General features: G+C 72.0%; 19 protein-coding genes and 1 tRNA gene. 7 read left to right on the forward strand and 13 right to left on the reverse strand.

What is annotated here, in order from left to right; genetic code table 11:
• The first annotated feature begins 339 nt into the window (after positions 1-339).
• The 3 genes from ACXR8F_RS15885 (at position 340) to ACXR8F_RS15895 (ending at position 3,380) form a co-directional block, all read left to right on the forward strand.
• Entirely contained in the window at positions 340-1,263 is a 924-nt protein-coding gene (locus tag ACXR8F_RS15885) for a universal stress protein (RefSeq protein ID WP_458801888.1), read from the forward strand.
• Positions 1,260-2,297 (forward strand): zinc-dependent alcohol dehydrogenase family protein, encoded by a 1,038-nt coding sequence (locus ACXR8F_RS15890; protein ID WP_458801890.1) that lies wholly within the window; start codon positions 1,260-1,262, stop codon positions 2,295-2,297. The genes ACXR8F_RS15885 and ACXR8F_RS15890 overlap by 4 nt, the downstream gene beginning before the upstream one ends.
• Before the next feature lie 144 nt (positions 2,298-2,441).
• A complete protein-coding gene (locus ACXR8F_RS15895; RefSeq protein WP_458801892.1) occupies positions 2,442-3,380 on the forward strand; it encodes a universal stress protein in 939 nt (312 codons plus the stop codon).
• 75 nt (positions 3,381-3,455) lie between these two features.
• Here the strand turns inward: ACXR8F_RS15895 and ACXR8F_RS15900 are convergent.
• The 11 genes from ACXR8F_RS15900 to ald form a co-directional block, all read right to left on the reverse strand.
• A tRNA-Pro gene (locus ACXR8F_RS15900) sits at positions 3,456-3,529 on the reverse strand.
• 92 nt (positions 3,530-3,621) lie between these two features.
• On the reverse strand, positions 3,622-5,121 hold the full coding sequence (der, locus tag ACXR8F_RS15905; RefSeq protein ID WP_045187975.1) for a ribosome biogenesis GTPase Der: 1,500 nt from the start codon (positions 5,119-5,121) through the stop codon (positions 3,622-3,624).
• A gap of 12 nt (positions 5,122-5,133) precedes the next feature.
• Positions 5,134-5,799 carry a lysophospholipid acyltransferase family protein gene (locus ACXR8F_RS15910; RefSeq protein WP_458801895.1) on the reverse strand — a complete coding sequence of 222 codons (666 nt, stop codon included), beginning with the start codon at positions 5,797-5,799 and terminating at the stop codon, positions 5,134-5,136.
• Complete coding sequence (gene cmk / locus ACXR8F_RS15915) at positions 5,796-6,503, reverse strand: (d)CMP kinase (RefSeq protein ID WP_045187972.1); 708 nt, start codon at positions 6,501-6,503, stop codon at positions 5,796-5,798. The genes ACXR8F_RS15910 and cmk overlap by 4 nt, the downstream gene beginning before the upstream one ends.
• A 113-nt stretch (positions 6,504-6,616) precedes the next feature.
• The gene (locus tag ACXR8F_RS15920; RefSeq protein WP_458801897.1) at positions 6,617-7,711 is read right to left on the reverse strand and encodes a prephenate dehydrogenase; all 1,095 of its coding nucleotides are present in this window, start codon (positions 7,709-7,711) and stop codon (positions 6,617-6,619) included.
• Positions 7,712-7,757: 46 nt separating this feature from the next.
• Complete coding sequence (locus ACXR8F_RS15925; RefSeq protein WP_458801899.1) at positions 7,758-8,729, reverse strand: pseudouridine synthase; 972 nt, start codon at positions 8,727-8,729, stop codon at positions 7,758-7,760.
• On the reverse strand, positions 8,726-9,382 hold the full coding sequence (gene scpB / locus ACXR8F_RS15930) for an SMC-Scp complex subunit ScpB (RefSeq protein ID WP_458801901.1): 657 nt from the start codon (positions 9,380-9,382) through the stop codon (positions 8,726-8,728). The genes ACXR8F_RS15925 and scpB overlap by 4 nt, the downstream gene beginning before the upstream one ends.
• Positions 9,375-10,322, reverse strand: coding sequence for a segregation and condensation protein A (locus ACXR8F_RS15935; protein WP_458802058.1), 948 nt, complete (start codon positions 10,320-10,322; stop codon positions 9,375-9,377). The genes scpB and ACXR8F_RS15935 overlap by 8 nt, the downstream gene beginning before the upstream one ends.
• Before the next feature lie 176 nt (positions 10,323-10,498).
• Positions 10,499-11,440 carry a ParA family protein gene (locus tag ACXR8F_RS15940; protein WP_458802060.1) on the reverse strand — a complete coding sequence of 314 codons (942 nt, stop codon included), beginning with the start codon at positions 11,438-11,440 and terminating at the stop codon, positions 10,499-10,501.
• A gap of 97 nt (positions 11,441-11,537) precedes the next feature.
• The gene (xerD, locus tag ACXR8F_RS15945; protein ID WP_458802062.1) at positions 11,538-12,521 is read right to left on the reverse strand and encodes a site-specific tyrosine recombinase XerD; all 984 of its coding nucleotides are present in this window, start codon (positions 12,519-12,521) and stop codon (positions 11,538-11,540) included.
• The gene (gene ald / locus ACXR8F_RS15950; RefSeq protein WP_458801902.1) at positions 12,518-13,633 is read right to left on the reverse strand and encodes an alanine dehydrogenase; all 1,116 of its coding nucleotides are present in this window, start codon (positions 13,631-13,633) and stop codon (positions 12,518-12,520) included. The genes xerD and ald overlap by 4 nt, the downstream gene beginning before the upstream one ends.
• A 203-nt stretch (positions 13,634-13,836) precedes the next feature.
• On the opposite strand from ald, the gene ACXR8F_RS15955 reads away from it, so the two are divergent.
• Positions 13,837-14,238 (forward strand): hypothetical protein, encoded by a 402-nt coding sequence (locus ACXR8F_RS15955; RefSeq protein WP_458801903.1) that lies wholly within the window; start codon positions 13,837-13,839, stop codon positions 14,236-14,238.
• Positions 14,235-14,846 (forward strand): hypothetical protein, encoded by a 612-nt coding sequence (locus tag ACXR8F_RS15960; protein ID WP_458801905.1) that lies wholly within the window; start codon positions 14,235-14,237, stop codon positions 14,844-14,846. The genes ACXR8F_RS15955 and ACXR8F_RS15960 overlap by 4 nt, the downstream gene beginning before the upstream one ends.
• A gap of 70 nt (positions 14,847-14,916) precedes the next feature.
• Here the strand turns inward: ACXR8F_RS15960 and hisS are convergent, their stop codons facing one another.
• Positions 14,917-16,287, reverse strand: coding sequence for a histidine--tRNA ligase (gene hisS, locus ACXR8F_RS15965; RefSeq protein WP_458801906.1), 1,371 nt, complete (start codon positions 16,285-16,287; stop codon positions 14,917-14,919).
• A complete protein-coding gene (locus ACXR8F_RS15970) occupies positions 16,284-16,985 on the reverse strand; it encodes an MBL fold metallo-hydrolase (RefSeq protein WP_458801908.1) in 702 nt (233 codons plus the stop codon). Before ACXR8F_RS15970 ends, hisS begins: the two co-directional genes overlap by 4 nt.
• 182 nt (positions 16,986-17,167) lie before the next feature.
• Between ACXR8F_RS15970 and ACXR8F_RS15975 the strand changes: the two genes are divergently transcribed.
• Both ACXR8F_RS15975 and ACXR8F_RS15980 read left to right on the forward strand, forming a co-directional pair.
• A complete protein-coding gene (locus tag ACXR8F_RS15975; RefSeq protein ID WP_045187950.1) occupies positions 17,168-18,016 on the forward strand; it encodes a peptidylprolyl isomerase in 849 nt (282 codons plus the stop codon).
• Positions 18,013-19,869, forward strand: coding sequence for a DUF349 domain-containing protein (locus ACXR8F_RS15980; RefSeq protein WP_458801910.1), 1,857 nt, complete (start codon positions 18,013-18,015; stop codon positions 19,867-19,869). The genes ACXR8F_RS15975 and ACXR8F_RS15980 overlap by 4 nt, the downstream gene beginning before the upstream one ends.
• Positions 19,870-19,882 lie beyond the last annotated feature (13 nt).

Below are 19,882 nucleotides of genomic sequence, written 5' to 3' on the forward strand. Positions count from 1 at the left end.
TTCTTTACCGTTTCTTGGTGATTTGCTGGTCTGGACTTTGACATCACGAATCGCCGCGCAACGCCCAACTCGGGCAAAGTTGCGCGTTCCTTGCGGATCTCTTGTCGCAGGTCCGGGGTTCTTGCAGCGGTGGCCGGGTCTCGTTGCACCACAGTCGAATTCCCGCCTCCGACCTGGTGTGCGGCGCAACCCGGTCAAGGCCCGATCAGTGCGCCAGCACCTGTGCCCGCGAGGCCAGGGGTGCCTCGGCCGGGCCTCCCCGTGTGCCCACGCCGAGCGTGCTCTTCCACCACAATCGGCATAGGCGCAACGAAGCGCACCGACCACCCGGGAGATGCCATGACCCTGACGAGCGGAGCCACCACGCGCCCGGCGACCGACGTGGTGGTCGGCTGCGACGGGAGCGTGGGTTCTGACGGCGCGTTGGACTGGGCGGCCCAGGAGGCCCGCGCGCGCGGAGCAGGTCTGAGGATCGTCACCGCGACGTTGGCAGCCGAGCTGCCGTTCGTTGCGGCAGGGGAGGCGACCTCGGGCGCCACACGCAGGGAGCGCTCGCACGCGGCGGGGCACGTCGTGGCGCAGGCGCGACGGCGCGCGGAGGCGGTGCTCGACCCGGCGCGCATCGAGACCACGACGATCTGGGGTCACCCGGCCGGCGTGCTGGTGGACGTCTCGCGAGAGGCCGGACTCGTCGTCGTCGGTCACCCCGAGCGGGGCAGGGCGCGCGAGTACCTCACGGGCTCGGTCGCCTTCGCCGTGGCGGCCCACGCGACGTGCGACGTCGCCGTGGTCCCTCGCGGTGAGCTCGTCCTACCCGGGCCTCGGGTGCCCGTCATCGTCGGGGTGGACGGGAGCGCTCACGGCGACCGTGCCGCCCACGCGGCGGCTTCCGTGGCCGAGCGTTCCGGGGCGCCGCTGGTGCTGGTTCGCGCGTGGCAGCTGCCGAGCCTCACCGGTGCGTGGCGTTCCGAGGCCGAGGCGCCGGCGCGACCCGATGAACGCGAGATCTGCGAGGACAGCGCCCACAGGTCGACCGAGCACAGCGCCGCGGCGGTCCGACGGGCCTTCCCGGACGTGGGCGTCACCGTCAGGCTGGTCGAGAAGCACCCCGTCCTGGCCCTGCTGGACGCTGCCGAGGGTGCGGGTCTGGTCGTGGTGGGCTCGCGAGGGCTGGGCGGTTTCGCCCGGCTGCTGCTCGGTTCGGTCAGTCGGGCGGTCATCCATCACGCGCAGACCCCCGTCCTCGTCGTGCGCTCGCTGTGAGCCCCGAGGAGCTGCCCTCCCGGATGCGGGCGTGGGAGGTCACCGGCGGTCCGGATCGGCTCCGTCAGGTCGAGCGTGCGGTGCCCGTGCCGGGTGCCGGCGAGGTGCTCGTGCAGGTCGAGGTGTGCGGGGTCTGCCGCACCGACCTGCACGTCGCTGACGGCGACCTTCCCGTGCACCGGGACTCGGTGGTCCCCGGCCACGAGGTCGTCGGTCTCGTGGCCGGGGTCGGTCCCCGCACGAGCCGCTTCGCCGTGGGTGACCGCGTCGGTGTGGCCTGGCTTCGGGGCACGTGCGGCGAGTGTCGCTGGTGCCGGTCGGGGCGGGAGAACCTCTGCCCGTCGGCGCGCTTCACCGGTTGGGACCACGACGGCGGCTACGCCGAGTACACGACGGTCCCGGCGGCATACGCGTACGCCCTGCCCTCGGCGCTGCCGAGCCGGCAGGCGGCACCACTGCTCTGCGCCGGCATCATCGGCTACCGCTCGCTGCGGCGCACCCAGCTCCCGCCGGGTGGCCGGCTGGGGCTCTACGGGTTCGGCGCCAGCGCCCACGTCACGGCGCAGATCGCGATCGCGCAGGGTGCCGAGGTCCACGTGCTGACCAGGGGTGAGGAGTCGAGGCAGCTGGCCCTGACGCTGGGCGCGGCGTCCGCCGGGGGCCCGCACGACCGGCCGCCCGTCCCCCTCGACGCGGCGATCGTCTTCGCTCCTGCCGGGGAGCTCGTCCCGCTCGCCCTGACGGCCCTCGACCGGGGTGGGAGTGTCGTGCTCGCCGGCATCCACCTGACCGAGATCCCGTCCCTCGACTACGCCACCCACCTCTTCCTCGAGAAGCGCCTCACGTCGGTGACCGCCAACACGAGGGCCGACGGGGAGGAGCTGCTGCGGCTCGCTGCGTCGCTGTCGGTTCGAGCCCACGTCACGACCTACGGCTTCGAGGAGGCAGACCGGGCGATGGACGACCTGGCCCACGGACGCTTCGCCGGCGTCGCCGTCCTCGACATCGCCGGGGCGTCGGCCGACGCACACTGACCCCGCCCCGGCGCACTGACGGGCACGCGTACGACATCGGGACCTTCGACCCGTGCACTCCCCCGCCCCCGCGGCGCACAGTCGAAGGAGCGCGGCACGACAGCGAGCTGCGGCGTGCCGGAGCCACGAGCGGAGGAGGCAGCCATGACGTCCTCGACAGCGAGCCCCTGGGCCCAGCAGATCGTCGTGGGCTACGACGGGTCGACGAACGCCGTCGCAGCGCTGGAATGGGCAGCACGAGAGGCCGCGAGCCGAGGGGTGGGCCTGAGGGTCGTCATGGCCCTCCCCCGCGCCTTCGAGGGAATGGCCGCACCGATCGGCTCCATCTCGTCCGTGCTCCCCACCCCGGCGCACCACACCGTCGAGACCGTCGGGGAGGATGCGCGACGCCTCGCGGCGAAGTACCTGGCCGAGGACAAGGTGCGGCTCACCGAGGAGGTCGGCAGTCCCGCCGCTGCGCTGATCCGCGCCTCCGAACGAGCCGAGATGCTCGTCGTGGGCAACCGGGGGCACGGGGCGTTCGGGTCGATGGTCCTCGGCTCGGTCTCGTCCGCTGTGGCAGGTCACGCGGCGTGCCCGGTCACGGTGGTGCGCGGCGCCGTCGACGACCCCGACCACCGCCGTCCCGTGACGGTGGGCGTGGACTACGTCGAGCCCTCTGCGTCGGCGGTTCGGGTCGCGGCGGAGCTGGTCTCGCGGTGGGGTGTCCCCCTGCGGATCGTCTCGGCCTGGGCTTCCCTCGACCAGGGGGCGGCCGTGCTGCCCCACCTGCGCCCGGACACCGTGGCCGAGCTCGCCCGGAGCCGCTTCGACATGGCGCGGGTCGCCGCGGAGCAGGCGGCCGAGGTCGCTCGCTCGCTGGCGCCTGGCCTCGAGGTCGATGTCATCACGCCGGAGGCGCCGGCCGCAGTGGTGCTCGAGGACGACTCGCGCCGTTCCGGCCTCGTCGTGCTGGGCACCCGCCGGCTGGGTCCGCTGATGCGGCTCGTGCTCGGCTCCGTGAGCCACGCGGTGCTCGGCCATGCCTCGTGCCCCGTCACCATCGTCCCGGGTCCGCCGGAGGAGCCTGCCTCCCACCACTGAGCCGGCGGGCGGAGGAGACGGCGAGAGGGCCCGGCCGGACGACTCTCGTCGTCTCGGCCGGGCCCTCTCGTTCGGTCGGGCTGACAGGATTTGAACCTGCGACCCCTTGACCCCCAGTCAAGTGCGCTACCAAGCTGCGCCACAGCCCGTTGCCCCGTGGGGCGAACGAGACGAAACCTTAGCGCACCGTGTGCCGCCCGTCCCAATCGGCCCATCCGGGGCCGGCCGCCGCCGGCTCGGGTCAGCGCCGGCGCTTCTCGCGGACGCGGACCGAGACCTCGATGGGCGTGCCCTCGAAGCCGAACTGCTCGCGCAGCCGGCGCTCGATGAAGCGGCGGTAGCCGGCCTCGATGAAGCCCGACGCGAAGACGACGAACCGCGGAGGGCGCGTCGAGGCCTGCGTGGCGAAAAGGATGCGCGGCTGCTTGCCACCCCGGATCGGGTGCGGGTGCGCGGCGACGATCTCACCGAGGAAGGCGTTCAGCCGCGCCGTCGGGATTCGGGTGTCCCACGAGTCGAGGGCCGTCTCGATGGCGGGGACGAGGCGGTCCATGTGGCGACCGGTGCGTGCCGACACGTTGACGCGCGGGGCCCACGGCACCTGCACGAGCTCCTTCTCGATCTCGCGCTCGAGGTAGTAGCGACGCTCCTCGTCGAGGGTGTCCCACTTGTTGTAGGCGATGACGAGGGCCCGCCCGGCGTCGATGACCTGCTGCACGACGCGGATGTCCTGCTCGGCGATGGGCTGCTCGGCGTCGATGAGCACGACAGCCACCTCTGCCTTCTCCAGGGCCGTCTGGGTGCGCAGCGAGGCGTAGAAGTCGGCGCCGCGCGACTGGTGCACTCGGCGCCGGATGCCTGCGGTGTCGACGAACCGCCACGTCTTGCCGCCCAGCTCGATCATCTCGTCGACCGGGTCGCGCGTGGTGCCGGCGACGTTGTCGACGACGACGCGCTCGGTCCCGGCGAGGCGGTTGAGCAGGCTCGACTTGCCGACGTTCGGTCGGCCGATGAGGGCCACGCGGCGGGGGCCGCCCTGGGCGTACGCGCCGTGCGCGGACACGTCGGGCAGCACCTCGAGCACGGCGTCGAGGGCGTCACCGCTGCCGCGGCCGTGCGCGGCCGACACCGGCCACGGCTGCCCGAGCCCGAGGCTCCACAGCATGGCCGCGTCGGCCTCGCCCCGCTCGTCGTCGACCTTGTTGGCGACGAGGACGACCGGCTTGCCGGAGCGACGCAGCAGCTTCACGACGGCCTCGTCGTCGTCGGTGGCGCCGACGGTCGAGTCGACGACGAACATCACGACGTCGGCGAGGTCGATGGCGATCTCGGCCTGCTCGGCGACGCGGAGGTGGATGCCCGTGGCGTCGGCCTCCCAGCCGCCGGTGTCGACGATGGTGAAGCGGCGTCCGCCCCACTCGGCCTCGTACGAGACGCGGTCGCGCGTGACGCCGGGAACGTCCTCGACGACGGCCTCGCGGCGGCGCAGGATGCGGTTGACCAGGCTCGACTTGCCGACGTTGGGCCGGCCGACGACCGCGACGACCGGCAGCGGACCCCGCTCGGCGGCGTCAGCGGCATACGGCCCCTCGGCGTCGAGCAGGGCCTGGTCCTCGGGGCTCAGCTCGAAGTCGTCGAGCCCCGCACGGAGCGCACGCTCCACGGAGGCGTCGTCGACGGCGGGGTCGGCGGTCGAGATCGGAGCGCCCTCGTCGCTGGGGCGGGCGGTCTCGTCAGTCACGGTGTCCTCGAATCAGTGAACGTCTGTTGACGGACCATTCTCCACCCGCGAGCGGCGTACGTGTGACGCGAGGCCGTCGCGCAGCTGTTCGCTGGCCAGACGAAGGCGGTGACGACCCGGTGCTCCGGCGTCCACCGCGAGCCGGAAGGGCTCGCCGAAGTCGACCACCAGACGCGACCGGAGGGAGGGCCAGTCGTCCTTGCCGGCACCCGGCACGCGCGTGCCCATGACCGCCACGGGCACGATCTGCGCGTCAGTTCGCAGCGCGATCCACGCGGCGCCGGAGTTGATCTGCTCGACCTCCCCGGAGCCGCGGCTGCCCTCGGGGAAGATGCCCACCGTTCCACCGTGCTCGAGCACGGCCGTGGCGGCGGCCAGGGCCGCACGGTCGCCGACGCTGCGGTCGATCGGGATCTGCCCGACGTTGCGGATCGTCCAGCCGAAGAACCCCGAGAAGGCCTCCTGCTTGACGAGGAAGCTGACGGGTCGGGGGGCGAGCCCGAAGACGAGCGGACCGTCGAGGAACGCGGCGTGGTTGGCGACGAGGATGACGGGCCCGCGAAGCGGCACCCTTTCCGCGTGCAGCGCGGCGCCGCGGTAGAGGGTGCTGAAGATGAGCTTGCCGATCGGACGGCCGATCCGGGCCCGGTTGGGGTGGGGAGCGACCGGCTGGTTCACGCGCGAGCCGCCTCGACCACCTGGAGCACCGCCTCGACCGAGCCCTCGAAGTCGAGGTCGGACGTGTCGATCGTCGTCACGCCGTCGGCCGCGACGGTGAACTCCGACACCGCCGAGTCGGCCCTGTCGCGGTCGACGATCTGCGACCGGGTGGCCTCCACCGAGTCGGCGTCGGCGGCCCCGTGCAGCTCCTTCGAGCGTCGCGCGAGCCGTGCCTCCTCCGAGGCCGTGAGCAGGATGCGCACCGGGGCGTCGGGTGCGACCACCGTCGTGATGTCACGGCCCTCCGCGACGACGCCGCCGTTGGCCCGGCCGGCGTCGGAGATGAGGCGTCGCTGGAGCAGCCGGAGGATCTCGCGCACCGGGATCACCGTGGCCACGGCCGAGACGTTCGTGGAGATGCGGGTCTCGCGGATCTCGGCCGAGACGTCGGTGCCGTCGACCTCGACGGCGGGGTGGTCGGGATCGGTGCCGATCGAGAGCGGGAACCGCTCTGCGGCAGCCGTGACGGCCTCGGCGTCCGTCAGGTCCACGCCCTCGTGCAGGCACCACCAGGTGAGTGCGCGGTACATCGCGCCCGTGTCGAGGAAGCCGTAGCCGAGGGAACGCGCGACCTGCTTGCTGACGCTGGACTTGCCCGATCCCGAAGGGCCGTCGACGGCGATGACGAAACCGGACAGGTGCTCCTCGGGGCTCTCAGGCATGCGCCCGAGGATAGTGCCTCGCAGGATGCCACCCGACCGTCGCCCAGCCGTCGCCGCCCCTCCTCCAGCGATCCCCCAGTCGTCAGGTGGGGGTCTGCGCACCCCGGGGCGGCTCAGTCGTGGAGTCGCCAACCGAGACGCGTCAGCTCGGCCCGGAGCGGCTCGACCGAGGCCGGCACGACCGAGATCTCGGCGACGCCCACGGCCTGGCCGAGGCCGTGCTCGAGGTGCAGGTCCTCGAGGTTGATGCCGGCGTTGCCCATGTCGCCGAACAGGCGGCCGAGCGAGCCCGGCTCGTCGGGGACGATGACCGACACGACCTCGTACGCCGCGGGCGCCGAGCCGTGCTTGCCGGGGATGCGCGCGTGGCCGAGGTTGCCGGCCTCGAGCACCCGGCTGAGGGTGCCGAGCGAGCCCTCTCCGCCAGAGTCGACGAGGGCGTCCAGGGCGGCCACGACGTCGTCGACCTGGTCGCGCACCTGGCGCAGCACGTCGCGCACGGCGGGCGCGTTGCCGGCCAGGATCTGGGTCCACAGGCGTGGGTCGCTCGCGGCGATGCGGGTCACGTCGCGCAGCCCCTGACCTGCCAGCCCGACCGCCGACTCGGGAAGCTCTCTCAGGCAGGCCGCCACGATGCTCGCGGCGAGCTGTGGCACGTGCGACACGGCCGCCACGGCTTCGTCGTGCTCGTGGGCCGGCATGACGCGGACGGCGCTGCCGACGGCGGTCGCGATCTCGCGCACCTTCTTGACGGCCGCGTCGGTGGACCCCTCGTGGGGCACGACCACCCAGGCGCGGCCGTCGAAGAGGTCGCCACGGGCGGCGGCGGTGCCGGACCGCTCGCGGCCGGCCATCGGGTGCGACCCCACGTAGCGGCTCGAGTCGGCACCCGAGTCGAGGACCTCGACCAGGACGGCCTCCTTGACGGAGGCGACGTCGGTGACGACGGCGTCGGGCCACCGGTCGAGCGCTGCGATGACCGCACCGGCCGTCACGTCGGGTGGCGCAGCCACGACCACGACGTCGGGGGCGTCCGCGGGGTCGTCGGTGAGGTCGTCGGCGAGCTGACCGGCCTCCAGGTCGCGCGCCAGGCGAGCCGCCGTCGGCGAAGGGTCCTCGATCGAGACACGAAACCCGTTGCTGGACAGGCAGATTCCGAGGCTGGCGCCGATCAGGCCAACCCCGACGATGCGGACGTGCGTGGTCACCCCGTCAGCGTAGCGACGCCGTCAGGGTGCGGTCGGCACGTCCGTGTCACAGACCCGCGGCCTTGTAGAGCGCGCCGATCTCCGCCTTGTTGAGCCGGCGCGTGCGACCCGACTTGAGGTCGGCGAGGCGGATCGGGCCGACCTCGGTGCGCACGAGCTCGAGCACCGGGTGACCGACCGCCTCGAGCATGCGTCGCACGACGTGCTTGCGTCCCTCGTGCAGCACGACCTCGACCATCGCCTTGCCGGGCTGGTGGTCGACGATGCGGAACGAGTCGACGGCGACGGGACCGTCCTCCAGCTCCACACCCTCGCGCAGCCGCTTGCCCACGTCGCGCTGCACCGGGCCACGGATCGTCGCGATGTACGTCTTGAGCACGCCGTATGCCGGGTGCTGCAGCCGGTGCGCGAGGTCGCCGTCGTTCGTGAGCAGCAGCAGCCCCTCGGTGTCGGCGTCGAGGCGCCCGACGTGGAAGAGTCGCTCCTCGCGGTTGCCGACGTAGTCGGCGAGCGAGATGCGACCGAGCTCGTCGTTCATCGTCGTGACGACGCCCTTGGGCTTGTTGAAGGCGAGGTAGACGCGGTCCTCGTCGAGGTTGACCCGGACGCCGTCGACGTGCACGACCTGGGTGCGCGGGTTGATGCGCACCCCGAGCTCGGTGACGACCTGCCCGTCGACCTCGACGCGGCCCTGCTCGATGAGGTTCTCGCAGACGCGGCGCGAACCGACTCCCCCGGCCGCCATGAGCTTCTGCAGGCGCACGCCCTCGGGGTCGTGAACGTCGATCTCGGGGGCCGACCGGCGCTCGGGCAGCTTGGTGGGCTGGCTCGCCTTGGTCGAGCCCGCGAAGCGGGGACCCGCTGAGCCGCCCTTGCCGCCCTTGCTGGGTTTGCCGGGCTTGCTGGGCTTGCCACCGCGGGTGGCGCCGCCTCGGGCCGCTCCCGGGCGACCCTTGGCGCCACCGGCGGCCGAGCCCTTCTTGCGGGGCTGGCGGGGTGACCTGGAGTACTCGCTCATGCGTGTCCTTCCTCGATGAGCTCGTCGATGACGTCGGCGTCCGGCAGGTACGGCGCGAGGGCCGGGAGGTCGTCGATCGACGACAGCCCCATCCGCTGCAGGAAGTAGGGCGTGGTGCGGTAGAGGACGGCGCCGCTCTCGCCGGCGTCCTCCACCTCCTCGATCAGGCCTCGCGACGTCAGGGTGCGCACGACGCCGTCGACGTTGACGCCGCGGACCGCACTGACCCGGGCCCGCGAGACGGGCTGCCGGTAGGCGATCACGGCCAGCGTCTCGAGCGAGGCCTGGGTGAGCTTGGCCTGCTGGCCGTCCAGCACGAACTTCTCGACGACGGGCGCGAAGTCGGAGCGGCTGTAGACGCGCCACCCACCCGCGACGCTGCGCAGGGTGAAACCGCGCTGCGCAGCGGCGTACGCCTCCTCGAGCGCCACGAGGTGCCCGCGGACGTCCTCGACGGGCAGCTCGAGCGCCGACGCGAGCGCGACCTCGGTCACCGGCTCGTCGACGACCATGAGCACCGCCTCGAGCGCCGACCGGGCACCGCCCGGGAAGTCGTTGATGTCGAAGGCGATCTGCTCGTCGGCACCCTCGCGCTCGTCGAGCACCTCGGGCTCGGCGGTCGCGTCGGGCCCCTGCGCCGACTGCTCACTCATCGTCTGTTCCTCCTCCGGGGGCGGCGACTGCGCCCGCGTCCTGCTCTGCATCGGTTCGCGTCTCGTCCTCATCGTCCGCCTCGGCGGGCTCGCCGTCGATCTGCTCCTCGATCTGCCCGTCGATCTGCTCGTCGAACTCGTCGTCGATGGCCACGTCGCCGACGTCGGCACCGGTCCAGCGGATGTCGAGCTCACCGAGCGCCTCGGCCTGCTCGAAGGCGATCGCCGCCTCCTTGAAGAGCTCGAGCAGGGCGAGGAAGCGGGCCACGATGACGAGCGTGCTGTCGGCGTCGGCGACCAGGCTCCGGAACGAGACCTGGCCGCGGTTGCGCACCCGCTCGACGATGATGGCCGCCTGCTCGCGCACGCTGACCTGCGGCGCGTGCAGGTGGTCGAGGCCCACCGTGGGCGCGATCTTGGGCGTCATGGCCCGAGCGGCGATGCGCGCGAACTGCTCGGGCGTGACCGCGATGACGAGCTCGGGCAGCAGGCTCGAGAACTCGTCATCGAGCCCGGCCTGGCGCGGGGTGATGCGGCCGGCGGTCGCCATCCGGTCACGGAAGGTGTTCGCGATCTCCTTGTAGGCGCGGTACTGCAGGAGGCGTGCGAAGAGCAGGTCGCGGGCCTCGATGAGTGCGAGGTCCTCGTCGTCCTGCGGACCCGACTGCGGCAGCAGGCGCGACGCCTTGAGGTCGAGGAGGGTCGCGGCGATGAGGAGGAACTCCGAGGCCTGCCCGAGGTCCCAGTCGGCGTCGGCCGCTTGCGCGGCCTTGATGTGCGCGACGAACTCGTCGGTGACCTGGGCGAGCGCGACCTCGGTGATGTCGAGCTTGTGCTTGCTGATCAGGCCGAGCAGCAGGTCGAACGGGCCCGAGAAGACGTCCAGGTGGACCTCGAAGGGGGTGACGGTGCGGCGGGTGATGACGCCACCCGGCACCATCTCGCCGTTCGACTCGCCGCTGGAGTCGCTGCCGGGCAGGGCGACGTGCTGGGTGACGTGCTCGGCGACGTGCTCGGTCACCGGTCCGCCGACCGGCCCGGGCGCGGGCATGCCTGCGCCGGGGTCGACCGCGTCGCGGTCGACGGTGTCCTGCCCGACCATCAGTTCACTGCGGATCAGGCCGCCCCACCGCGTGCGATGAGCTCGCGGGCGAGCTGGCGGTAGGCGTTGGCACCGGAGTGCTCGGACGAGTAGGACGTGATCGGCTCGGCGGCGAGCGTGGCGTCGGGGAACTTCACGGTGCGGCTGATGACGGTGTGGAAGACCTGGTCGCCGAAGTGGTCGACGACCGAACGCACGACCTCACGGCTGTGCAGCGTGCGGCTGTCGTACATCGTCGCGAGGATGCCGTCGACGTGCAGGCGCGGGTTGAGCCGGTCGGTGATCTTGTCGATGGTGTCGATGAGCAGGGCGACTCCGCGCATCGCGAAGAACTCGCACTCCAGCGGGATGACCACGCCGTGCGCCGCCGTGAGGGCATTGACCGTGAGCAGGCCGAGCGAGGGCTGGCAGTCGATGAGGATGACGTCGTACTCGTCGACGACGGGCCGCAGCACGCGGGCCAGGATCTGCTCACGAGCGACCTCGCCGACGAGCTGCACCTCTGCAGCCGACAGGTCGATGTTGGCCGGCACGAGGTCGAGGTTGGGCGTGCGCGTCTGCTGGATGACGTCGTGGATCTCGTGGCCGCGCTCGACGAGGAGGTTGTAGATCGTCGTGTCGAGCTCCTGGGCGTTGACGCCGAGGCCGACGGACAGCGCCCCCTGGGGGTCGAAGTCGATGACGAGGACCTTGCGGCCGAGCTCGGCCAGCGCTGCGCCCAGGTTGATCGTCGTCGTGGTCTTGCCGACGCCGCCCTTCTGGTTGCACATGGCGATGATGCGCGCCGGCCCGTGGCTGGACAGCGTCACGGGGTCGGGGAAGTCGGGCAGCGGGCGACCGGTCGGGCCCATCGCGCCGGAGCCGGCCGACTCGGTGCCGGGGAGCTGGGCGACGGGGACGGAGCTGAGGGTGGGGTGGCGAGGCGGGTCGAGGTCTGCTGACGGCACGGACTGCATGCTCTGGTGTGACTCCTCGTTCACCGGGTGTTCCACTCCGCTCGGCGTTGCCCCTGGGATGCTGCGGTCAGCCTCTCGCTGATCACGTGTGACCCTATCAGCGGGCACGGGGGTGGGCGCCCGCATACACCTCGCGGAGCCGGTGCACGGAGACCATCGTGTAGATCTGCGTCGTCGTGACCGAGGCGTGCCCGAGGAGCTCCTGCACGACGCGTACGTCGGCGCCGCCGTCGAGCAGGTGGGTGGCGAAGGAGTGTCGCAGCGTGTGCGGCGAGACGTGCTCGAGCCCGGCGCGGGACGCCGCGCGCTGGATGATCGCCCACGCCGACTGTCGCGAGAGCCGGGCGCCGCGCTGGTTGAGGAAGAGGGCCGGACCCCCTTTTCCGTGCGTGGCGAGGGCCGGTCGGCCCCTCACGAGGTATGCCGTCACGGCCTCGAGTGCGTACCTGCCGACCGGCACGACGCGCTCCTTGCCGCCCTTCCCGTGCAGCCGCACGGAGCCGACTCCCCGACCCGAGGGCGAGTCCGGCGACGCGTCGGAGGGGCCGGCGGTCTCGAGGTCGTCGACGTCGAGGCCGACCGCCTCGCTGATGCGTGCGCCCACGCCGTAGAGCACCTCGAGCAGTGCACGGTCGCGCAACGACTCGGGCGTGTCGCCGACCGATGCGGCCGCGAGGAGCCGCTCGACGGCCTCGACGGGGATGGCCTTCGGCAGCCGCGCCGGGGGCTTGGGCGGGGCGACGTTGGCGGCCGGGTCGGAGGCCACCTCGCCCTCGAGGGCGAGGAAACGGTGGAAGCCGCGCACGGCGACGAGGCTCCGGGCGGCCGACGACGCGGCCAGGCCGCGCTCGCGCAGCGAGGCGAGGAAGTCGGTCACATCGGCCTCGCTGATCCGGCCGGCGTCGTCGATGCCCCTCGCGGCCAGGAAGGTGCTGTAGCCCCGCAGGTCCCGGGCGTAGGACTTCAGCGTGTTGTCCGACGCTCCCTTCTCGACCCGGACGTGGTCGAGCCACCCGCGGACGTCGCGCTCGAGGCGCGAGAGCCGTGCCGCGGGTGGCTCGGTGACGACCTGCTCCGTCAGGACAGGGCCTCGTCGAGGCTGACCGACTGCATGCCGTGCGCCTCCGCGACACCGGCGTAGGTCACGTGGCCGTCGTGGGTGTTGAGGCCGAGGCCGAGCGCGTGGTCGGCGCGCAGCGCGTCGCGCCACCCCTGGTTGGCCAGCTTCACGGCATACGGCAGCGTGGAGTTCGTCAGGGCGTAGGTCGACGTGTTCGGCACCGCGCCCGGCATGTTGGCGACGCAGTAGAAGACCGAGTTGTGGACCGTGTAGGTCGGGTCGGCGTGCGTCGTCGCGTGGCTGTCCTCGAAGCAGCCGCCCTGGTCGATGGCGATGTCGACGAGCACCGAGCCGGGCTTCATCTGCGACACGAGCTCGTTCGAGACCAGCTTGGGCGCCGCGGCACCCGGGATGAGCACCGCGCCGATGACCATGTCGGCCTGCAGCACCTGCTCCTGGACCGTCAGCTTCGACGAGGCGAGCCCGTGGACCTGGTTGTCGTAGCGCCAGAACGACATGCGCAGCTTGTCGAGGTCGGTGTCGAGCAGGGTGACGTCGGCGCCCATGCCGAGCGCGATGTTGGCGGCGTTCTGCCCCGACACGCCGGCGCCGAGGATGACGACCTTCGCGTTCGCCACGCCGCCGACACCACCCAGGAGCACGCCGCGGCCGCCCTGCGCGCGCATGAGCGCGTGCGCGCCGACCTGCGGCGCGAGGCAGCCGGCGACCTCGGACATCGGGTAGAGCAGCGGCAGGGCGCCGGAGGGCAGCTGCACGGTCTCGTACGCGATGCCGGTGACCTTGCGCTTGACGAGCTCCTCGGTGAGCGGCTTGTCGGCCGCGAGGTGCAGGTAGGTGAAGAGGGTCATGCCCTCACGCATCCGGTGGTACTCCTCGGCCACGGGCTCCTTGACCTTGAGCACCAGCTCGGCCTCGCCCCACACGTCGTCGGCGGAGCCGATGATGCGAGCGCCCGCGGCCACGTAGTCGTCGTCGCTGATCTGCGACCCGACACCCGCGTCCTTCTCGACGAACACCTCGTGCCCGTGGTCGGTGAGCTCGTGCACGCCGGACGGGGTGATGGCCACGCGGTACTCGTGGTTCTTGACCTCGCGGGGGATGCCGACCTTCATGCTGCTGCACTTCCTTCCGGACTGTCGCCGCCCGGCGCCGTTGCCGTGGCGGACGAGGGCCCCTCCCGGGGGCCGCGAGCCAACTGTATCCACGGCTGTCACGACCCGGTCACGTCCACGCGCAACACCCACGAGGCCGTCCGTCGCCCTGCCAGAGTGGGGCCACCCGACCCGCCGCGGTCGCCGAGCAGGGAGGAGCCGGTGTGAGCATCCCGCCACCCGAGGAGCGGTACACGTGGCCGACGACGCCCGCCGGCACCCGGCGGCGCCGGCACGAGGTCCCGCTGCGGCCCACGGCGCCGGGTCTGCCCTCGGCCACGGTCACCTCCTCTTCCACGACGGGGCCGACACGGCGACAGGGGGTCGTCGCGGGAACGGTCTTCGCCGTGGTGGCGGTGTGGGGCACCGTCTTCCGGGGCGTCGAGCTGCCGGGGGGTCTCGCCCTGCTCGCCGTGGGCTTCGTCGCGGCCGCGGCAGCCACGTCGTCCGTGCGCCTGCGCCCGTTCGCACAGGGCTTCCTGCTGGCCTGTCTCGTCGCCGGCCCCGTGGCCGTCGTGCTCCTCATGGTGCTGCTCATCGCGATCTTCGCCAACATGGGCCCGTGAGGTTCTACGCGCACAGTCCCGCCCGCCGCACCCGGCAGATCGTCGCCGACGTGCTCATGCTGCTGTGGATCGGCGTGTGGGTCTACGCCGGCCGGCAGGTGCACGACACCGTGCAGGCCCTGCGAGCACCCGCAGACTCGATCACGTCGGCGGGCAGGTCGGTCAACGGAGCCCTGACCGGGGCCGGTGACCAGGCCGGACAGATCCCGCTCGTCGGCGACCAGCTGCGCACCTGGCTGACCCAGGCCGCGGGTTCGGGCACGACGCTGGAGCAGGCCGGGACCTCGATGGCCGACACCGTCGAGACCCTGGCGCTCGGTCTGGGACTCGCGACCGCCCTCGTCCCGATCCTGGCCGTCCTCTGCGTGTGGCTCTGGGCGCGAGTCCGCTTCGTGCGCAACGCCACCCGCTCCCAGCGCTTCATCGACGCGGGTGAGGACCTCGACCTGTTCGCGTTGCGGGCCATGGCGACCCAGCCGATGCGCACGCTCGCGAAGGTCTCCGACGACCCAGCAGGCGCGTGGCGGCGCCAGGACCGGGACGTGATCCGCCGCCTGGCCCTCCTCGAGCTCCGGGACCAGGGGCTTCGTCCTCCCCCGGGCCACTGAACCCTCACGTCGAGTGCCCACGTTCCCGCGCCGGGAAGTGGGCACTCGACGTGAGGGATGAGTCGAGTGCTCAGCTCCTGACGTCAGGGCGCGGGACGTCCGCGCGCGTGACGGCCGGCGCGAGGTCCTCCGCCGGGGGCGCCCACGTGCCGGCGGCAGCCGGCACCTGCTCACCGCTGCGGATGTCCTTGACCTCGTCGCCCGACTCGCCGGCCCCGGGGAACCAGACGTACGGGATCCCGCGGCGCTCGGCGTACCGGATCTGCTTGCCGAACTTGGCCGCCGACGGAGCCACCTCGCAGGCGATCCCCCTGCGGCGCAACGTGGTTGCGATGGCAACGGCGTCATCGCGGGACTCGTCGTCGTTGAGGGCGACGAGCACCGCGGCGGGCGTGGAGCGCGAGGCGGTGACGAGCCCGCGGCCGATGAGCAGGCCGAGGATGCGGGTGACGCCGATCGAGATGCCGACGCCGGGGTAGGTGGTGCGCCCGTCGCTCGCCAGCGCGTCGTAGCGCCCGCCGGAGCAGAAGGAGCCCCACGACTCGTGCCCGACGAACTGCGTCTCGTACACCGTGCCGGTGTAGTAGTCGAGGCCGCGGGCGATGCGCAGGTCGGCGACGAGCTTGCCGGGGGCGTGGGCCAGCCCGGTCCGGATGACGTTGGCGAGCGACTCGAGACCCTCCTCGAGCAGCGGGTGCTCGACACCCAGGGCCCGCACCTGCTCGACGAAGCCGAGGTCGGTCGACCGGATCTCGGCCAGCGCCAGGCACTGGTCGGCCTGCTGATCGGTGGCTCCGGCCTCGAGGAGCATCGCCTTGACCTTCTCGGGCCCGACCTTGTCGAGCTTGTCGACGATGCGCAGCGTCCCGATGACGTCGGTGATGCCGATGCCCTGGTAGAAGCCGTTCGGGATCTTGCGGTCGTTGACCTGGATGACGAACTCGCCGACCGGGAACTTGCTGAACACGTCCGCGATGACGAGGGGCATCTCCGCCTCGAAGTGCGACGACAGGTTGCCGACGTCGACGACGTCGATGTCGGCCTGGGTGAACTCGCGGTATCGACCCTCCTGGGGGCGCTCGCCGCGCCACGCCTTCTGGATCTGGTAGCGCCGGAACGGGAAGGAGAGCTTGCCGGCGTTCTCCAGCACGTAGCGCGCGAACGGCACCGTCATGTCGAAGTGGAGGCCCCAGCGCGCGTCGTCGTCGTCACCCGCGAGGCGCGACACGGCGTAGATCTCCTTGTCGGCGTCGCCGCCCTTGCCGAGGAGCCGGTCGACGGGCTCGATCGAGCGGGTCTCGACCGAGGAGAAGCCGTGCAGCTCGAACGTCTCGCGGATGACGTCGAGGAAGCGCTGCTCGACGATGCGCTCGGACGGGAGGTACTCAGGGAAGCCACTGATCGGCAGGACCTTGGTGGCCTTCGGCTGGGAGGTGCTCACGCGGACAAGTCTTTCAGGTAGGGGTTGGTGGCGCGCTCGTGGGCCATGGTCGTGGCCTGGTAGTGGCCGGGTAGCACGAGCGTCGTGTCGGGCAGGGGCAGCACCTTCTCGCGCAGGCTGCGCTGCATGGCGGCCGCGTCGCCGCCCGGGAGGTCGGTGCGACCGATGGAGCCGGCGAAGAGCACGTCACCGGTCACCATGGTGCGGTCGACGTCGACCTGGTCGCGGATCCCGTCGGGCACGCGGTCGAGGCCGAACATCACGGAGCCCTCGGTGTGCCCGGGCGCGTGGTGCACGTCGACGTCCATGCCCGCCAAGGTGAGCCGGGTGCCGTCGACGATCTCGACGACGTTCGTCGGCTCGGTCCACGTCGCTGCGGTGCCGAACTGCTGCTCCAGCATCGCGACGAGCCCCGGGTTGCTCCGGGCCAGCAGGTCGTGCAGCCGGTAGCGGTCGTCGGGATGGATGTACGCGGCGGTGTCGGCACCGCAGACGGGCGTCACCGAGTAGACGTGGTCGACGTGCCCGTGCGTGAGCAGCACGGCGGCGGGCCGCAGTCGGTGCTCCGCCAGCACCTCGCGCAGCGTCTCCTCCACCCCGACGCCGGGGTCGACGATGAGGCACTCCTCCCCTGCCGCCGGCGCGAGCACGTAGCAGTTGGTGTCGAACGCCTGGGCGGGGAACGCGATCGTCAGCACCCACGGAGCCTAGCGACGGGTGCCTGCGTATGCCGTCTCGCCGGCCTCCGGACGTAAATCCGCCCGTCTGAGGGGAGTTGTCACGGACTCGTGACCCGTCCCGCTGCGTACGCACAGCAGTCGTTCCATAAAATGACCGAACGCCCGGGGACAACCCATGTGGCCCGTACGAGGAGAGGTCAGTGACCAAAGAGCAGGAACGCGCACGTGCGCGCCGCCGCCACGAAGAGCAGCAGAAGACAGCCAAGCCGCCGGTGAGCGACTCGACGCGCGACAAGCAGGTCTTCGGCGTGATCCTCGCGGTCATCCTCGTCATCGCAGCCGTCATCGTCGTGCCCAGGCTCGTCGGGAGCTCCGACACGCCGGCCGCCGCCCAGGCGACGCCGTCGGGCACGACGACGCCGGGATCGACCGCGACGTCGTCGAGCGGGCTTCTCGAGGGCCAGAAGCTGGCCGCCGGCTGCACGGCTCCCCCGGCCGCCCAGACCGACCCGAAGCAGCAGACCGCGGTGCCGTCCAAGGCCACCGCCGCCGGCAAGACCTTCGTGGCCACGGTCAAGACGACGTGCGGCACCATCACCATGGAGCTCGACGGCACGAAGGCCCCGCAGACGGTGGCCTCGTTCCTCAACCTCGCCAAGACCGGCTACTGGGCGCCGAGCCCGTGCCACCGCCTCACGACCGAGGGGATCTACGTGCTGCAGTGCGGCGACCCCACCGGCAGCGGCGAGGGCGGCCCCGGCTACAAGTTCGGCATCGAGAACGCGCCGGCCGACGGCAAGTACCCGCGCGGTGTGCTGGCCATGGCCCGCACCCAGGACCCGAACTCCAACGGCGGCCAGTTCTTCATCACCTACAAGGAAACCCAGTTGCCCACCGAGGGTGGCGGCTACACGATCTTCGGAAAGGTGACCAAGGGCCTCGACATCGTCGACAAGATTGCGGCGGGCGGCCTGGTCACCGCAGGCCAGCCGACGCCAGTGAACCCGATCAGCATCCTCAGCGTCAGCGTGACGGAGAAGAAGGCATGACCGACATGAACCAGCCCGAGACCGACAAGACCACCGGCACGCAGGTCCCGGCAGCGCCTTCCGACCCTGCCGACGCACCTGCCGGCGATGCCGCTGCCGCGGACACGGCGGACGCCGTCTCGTCCGTCGAGTCGACGGAGTCCGGTGACGCGGTCGAGACCCCCGGGTCCGACGAGTCCGCACCCGCCGCGGTCGAGGTCGAGCCCGAGGTCGAGCCCGAGGTCAGCGAGCCGGCCGCCGCAGAGGCTGCCGCCGCAGAGATCGACAGCGAGACCTCCGATGCTCCGGCCGTTGTCGAGCCCGAGGCCGCTGTGGTGGCCGTGACCGAGCCCGAGTCCCAGGAGCCCGCTCCCGTGGCGGAGCCCGAGGCCGCTGCGCCTGCCACCACCGAGCCGGTGGCGCAGGAGCCCGCAGGCGAGGAGGCCACGGTTCCCGCAGCCGAGCAGACTCCCGAGCCCGCCACACCCGCAACGCCCGCCGTGCCCACGCCTGGCTCGGTGCCCAAGCCCTCGGCGATCCCGACGCCGGCAGCCCTGGCGAAAGCCGTCCCGCACCCCGCCGTCACCACCGTCGCTCCCCCTGCCATCACGACCGATCACTCGGCCTCCGCGGCCTTCGGTCGGGTCGACGAGAACGGCACGGTGTTCGTGCGCACCAAGGACGGTGAGCAGGAGGTCGGTTCCTACCCTGGCGCCAGTGACGCCGAGGCGCTCACCTACTTCGCCCGCAAGTACGACGAGCTGTTCGCGTCGGCTGTGCTGCTGGAGCAGCGCCTGTCGCAGCCGGAGGTCCCTTCGAAAGACGTCGCCGAGGGACTGAAGACCCTTGCGGCACAGGTGAAGGACGCCACCGTCGTCGGAGACCTCGACGCCCTCGCGACCAAGCTCGACGAGATCCAGTCGGGCCTGGCAGCCAAGCGCAACGTCGAGCAGCAGCACCGCGCCGAGGCGCGCGCCGCCGCCACGGCGGAGCGCGAGAAGATCGTCGCCGAGGCCGAGTCCATCGCGTCCCAGCCCGAGAGCCGAATCCAGTGGAAGAGCAGCGGCGCCCGCATGCGCGAGCTGCTCGACGAGTGGAAGGCGCACCAGCGCGCGGCCACGCGCCTCGACCGCGAGACCGAGTCGGCCATGTGGCAGCGCTTCAGCGCGGCGCGCAACGGCTTCGACAAGGCGCGCCGCAGCCACTTCGCCGGCCTCGACGCCGCGCACGCCGACGCCAAGTCGGCCAAGGAGCGGCTGGTCGGCGAGGCGGAGAAGCTCGCGACGAGCACCGACTGGGCCGCCACGGCAGGGGCGTTCAAGCGCCTCATGGACGAGTGGCGCCGGGCGGGCCGGGCGAGCCGCTCCGACGACGACAAGCTGTGGGCGCGTTTCAAGGCAGCGCAGGACGCCTTCTTCGCGGCCAAGGACGAGGTCGTCGCCGCCGAGGAGGAGCAGTTCCGCGGCAACCTCGTGGCCAAGGAGGCCCTGCTCGTCGAGGCCGAGGCGATCCTCCCGGTCACCGACCTCGAGAAGGCCAAGGCGCAGCTGCGGGTCATCCAGGACAAGTGGGACGCGGCAGGCAAGGTCCCCCGGGCCGACATGGAGCGGGTCGAGAAGGCCATGCGCCGCGTCGAGCAGACCGTGCGCGAGGCCGAGGACCGCAAGTGGAAGTCGAGCAACCCCGAGGTCGCTGCACGCGCCAAGGCGATGGTCGACCAGCTCGAGCGCGCGGTTGCCGACCTCGAGGAGGACCTCGCCAAGGCCGAGGCCTCGGGCAACGCGAGCAAGGTGCGCAAGGCGCGCGAGGCCCTCGAGGCGCGACAGGTGTGGCTCGACCAGGCCCGCGCCGGAGTGGCCGAGTTCGGCGGCTGACCCACGACAGCAC

This window comes from Terrabacter sp. AAH1 (genome assembly GCF_054456855.1).

What these genes read in the sequence shown, in the direction of transcription:
- ACXR8F_RS15885 (WP_458801888.1), top strand. Translation starts at nt 340, where the DNA reads ATGACCCTGACGAGCGGAGCCACCACGCGCCCGGCGACCGACGTGGTG.
- ACXR8F_RS15895 (WP_458801892.1), top strand. Translation starts at nt 2,442, where the DNA reads ATGACGTCCTCGACAGCGAGCCCCTGGGCCCAGCAGATCGTCGTGGGC.
- cmk (WP_045187972.1), bottom strand. Translation starts at nt 6,503, where the DNA reads ATGCCTGAGAGCCCCGAGGAGCACCTGTCCGGTTTCGTCATCGCCGTC.
- ACXR8F_RS15925 (WP_458801899.1), bottom strand. Translation starts at nt 8,729, where the DNA reads ATGAGCGAGTACTCCAGGTCACCCCGCCAGCCCCGCAAGAAGGGCTCG.
- scpB (WP_458801901.1), bottom strand. Translation starts at nt 9,382, where the DNA reads ATGAGTGAGCAGTCGGCGCAGGGGCCCGACGCGACCGCCGAGCCCGAG.
- ACXR8F_RS15935 (WP_458802058.1), bottom strand. Translation starts at nt 10,322, where the DNA reads ATGGTGCCGGGTGGCGTCATCACCCGCCGCACCGTCACCCCCTTCGAG.
- ACXR8F_RS15940 (WP_458802060.1), bottom strand. Translation starts at nt 11,440, where the DNA reads ATGCAGTCCGTGCCGTCAGCAGACCTCGACCCGCCTCGCCACCCCACC.
- ald (WP_458801902.1), bottom strand. Translation starts at nt 13,633, where the DNA reads ATGAAGGTCGGCATCCCCCGCGAGGTCAAGAACCACGAGTACCGCGTG.
- ACXR8F_RS15980 (WP_458801910.1), top strand. Translation starts at nt 18,013, where the DNA reads ATGACCGACATGAACCAGCCCGAGACCGACAAGACCACCGGCACGCAG.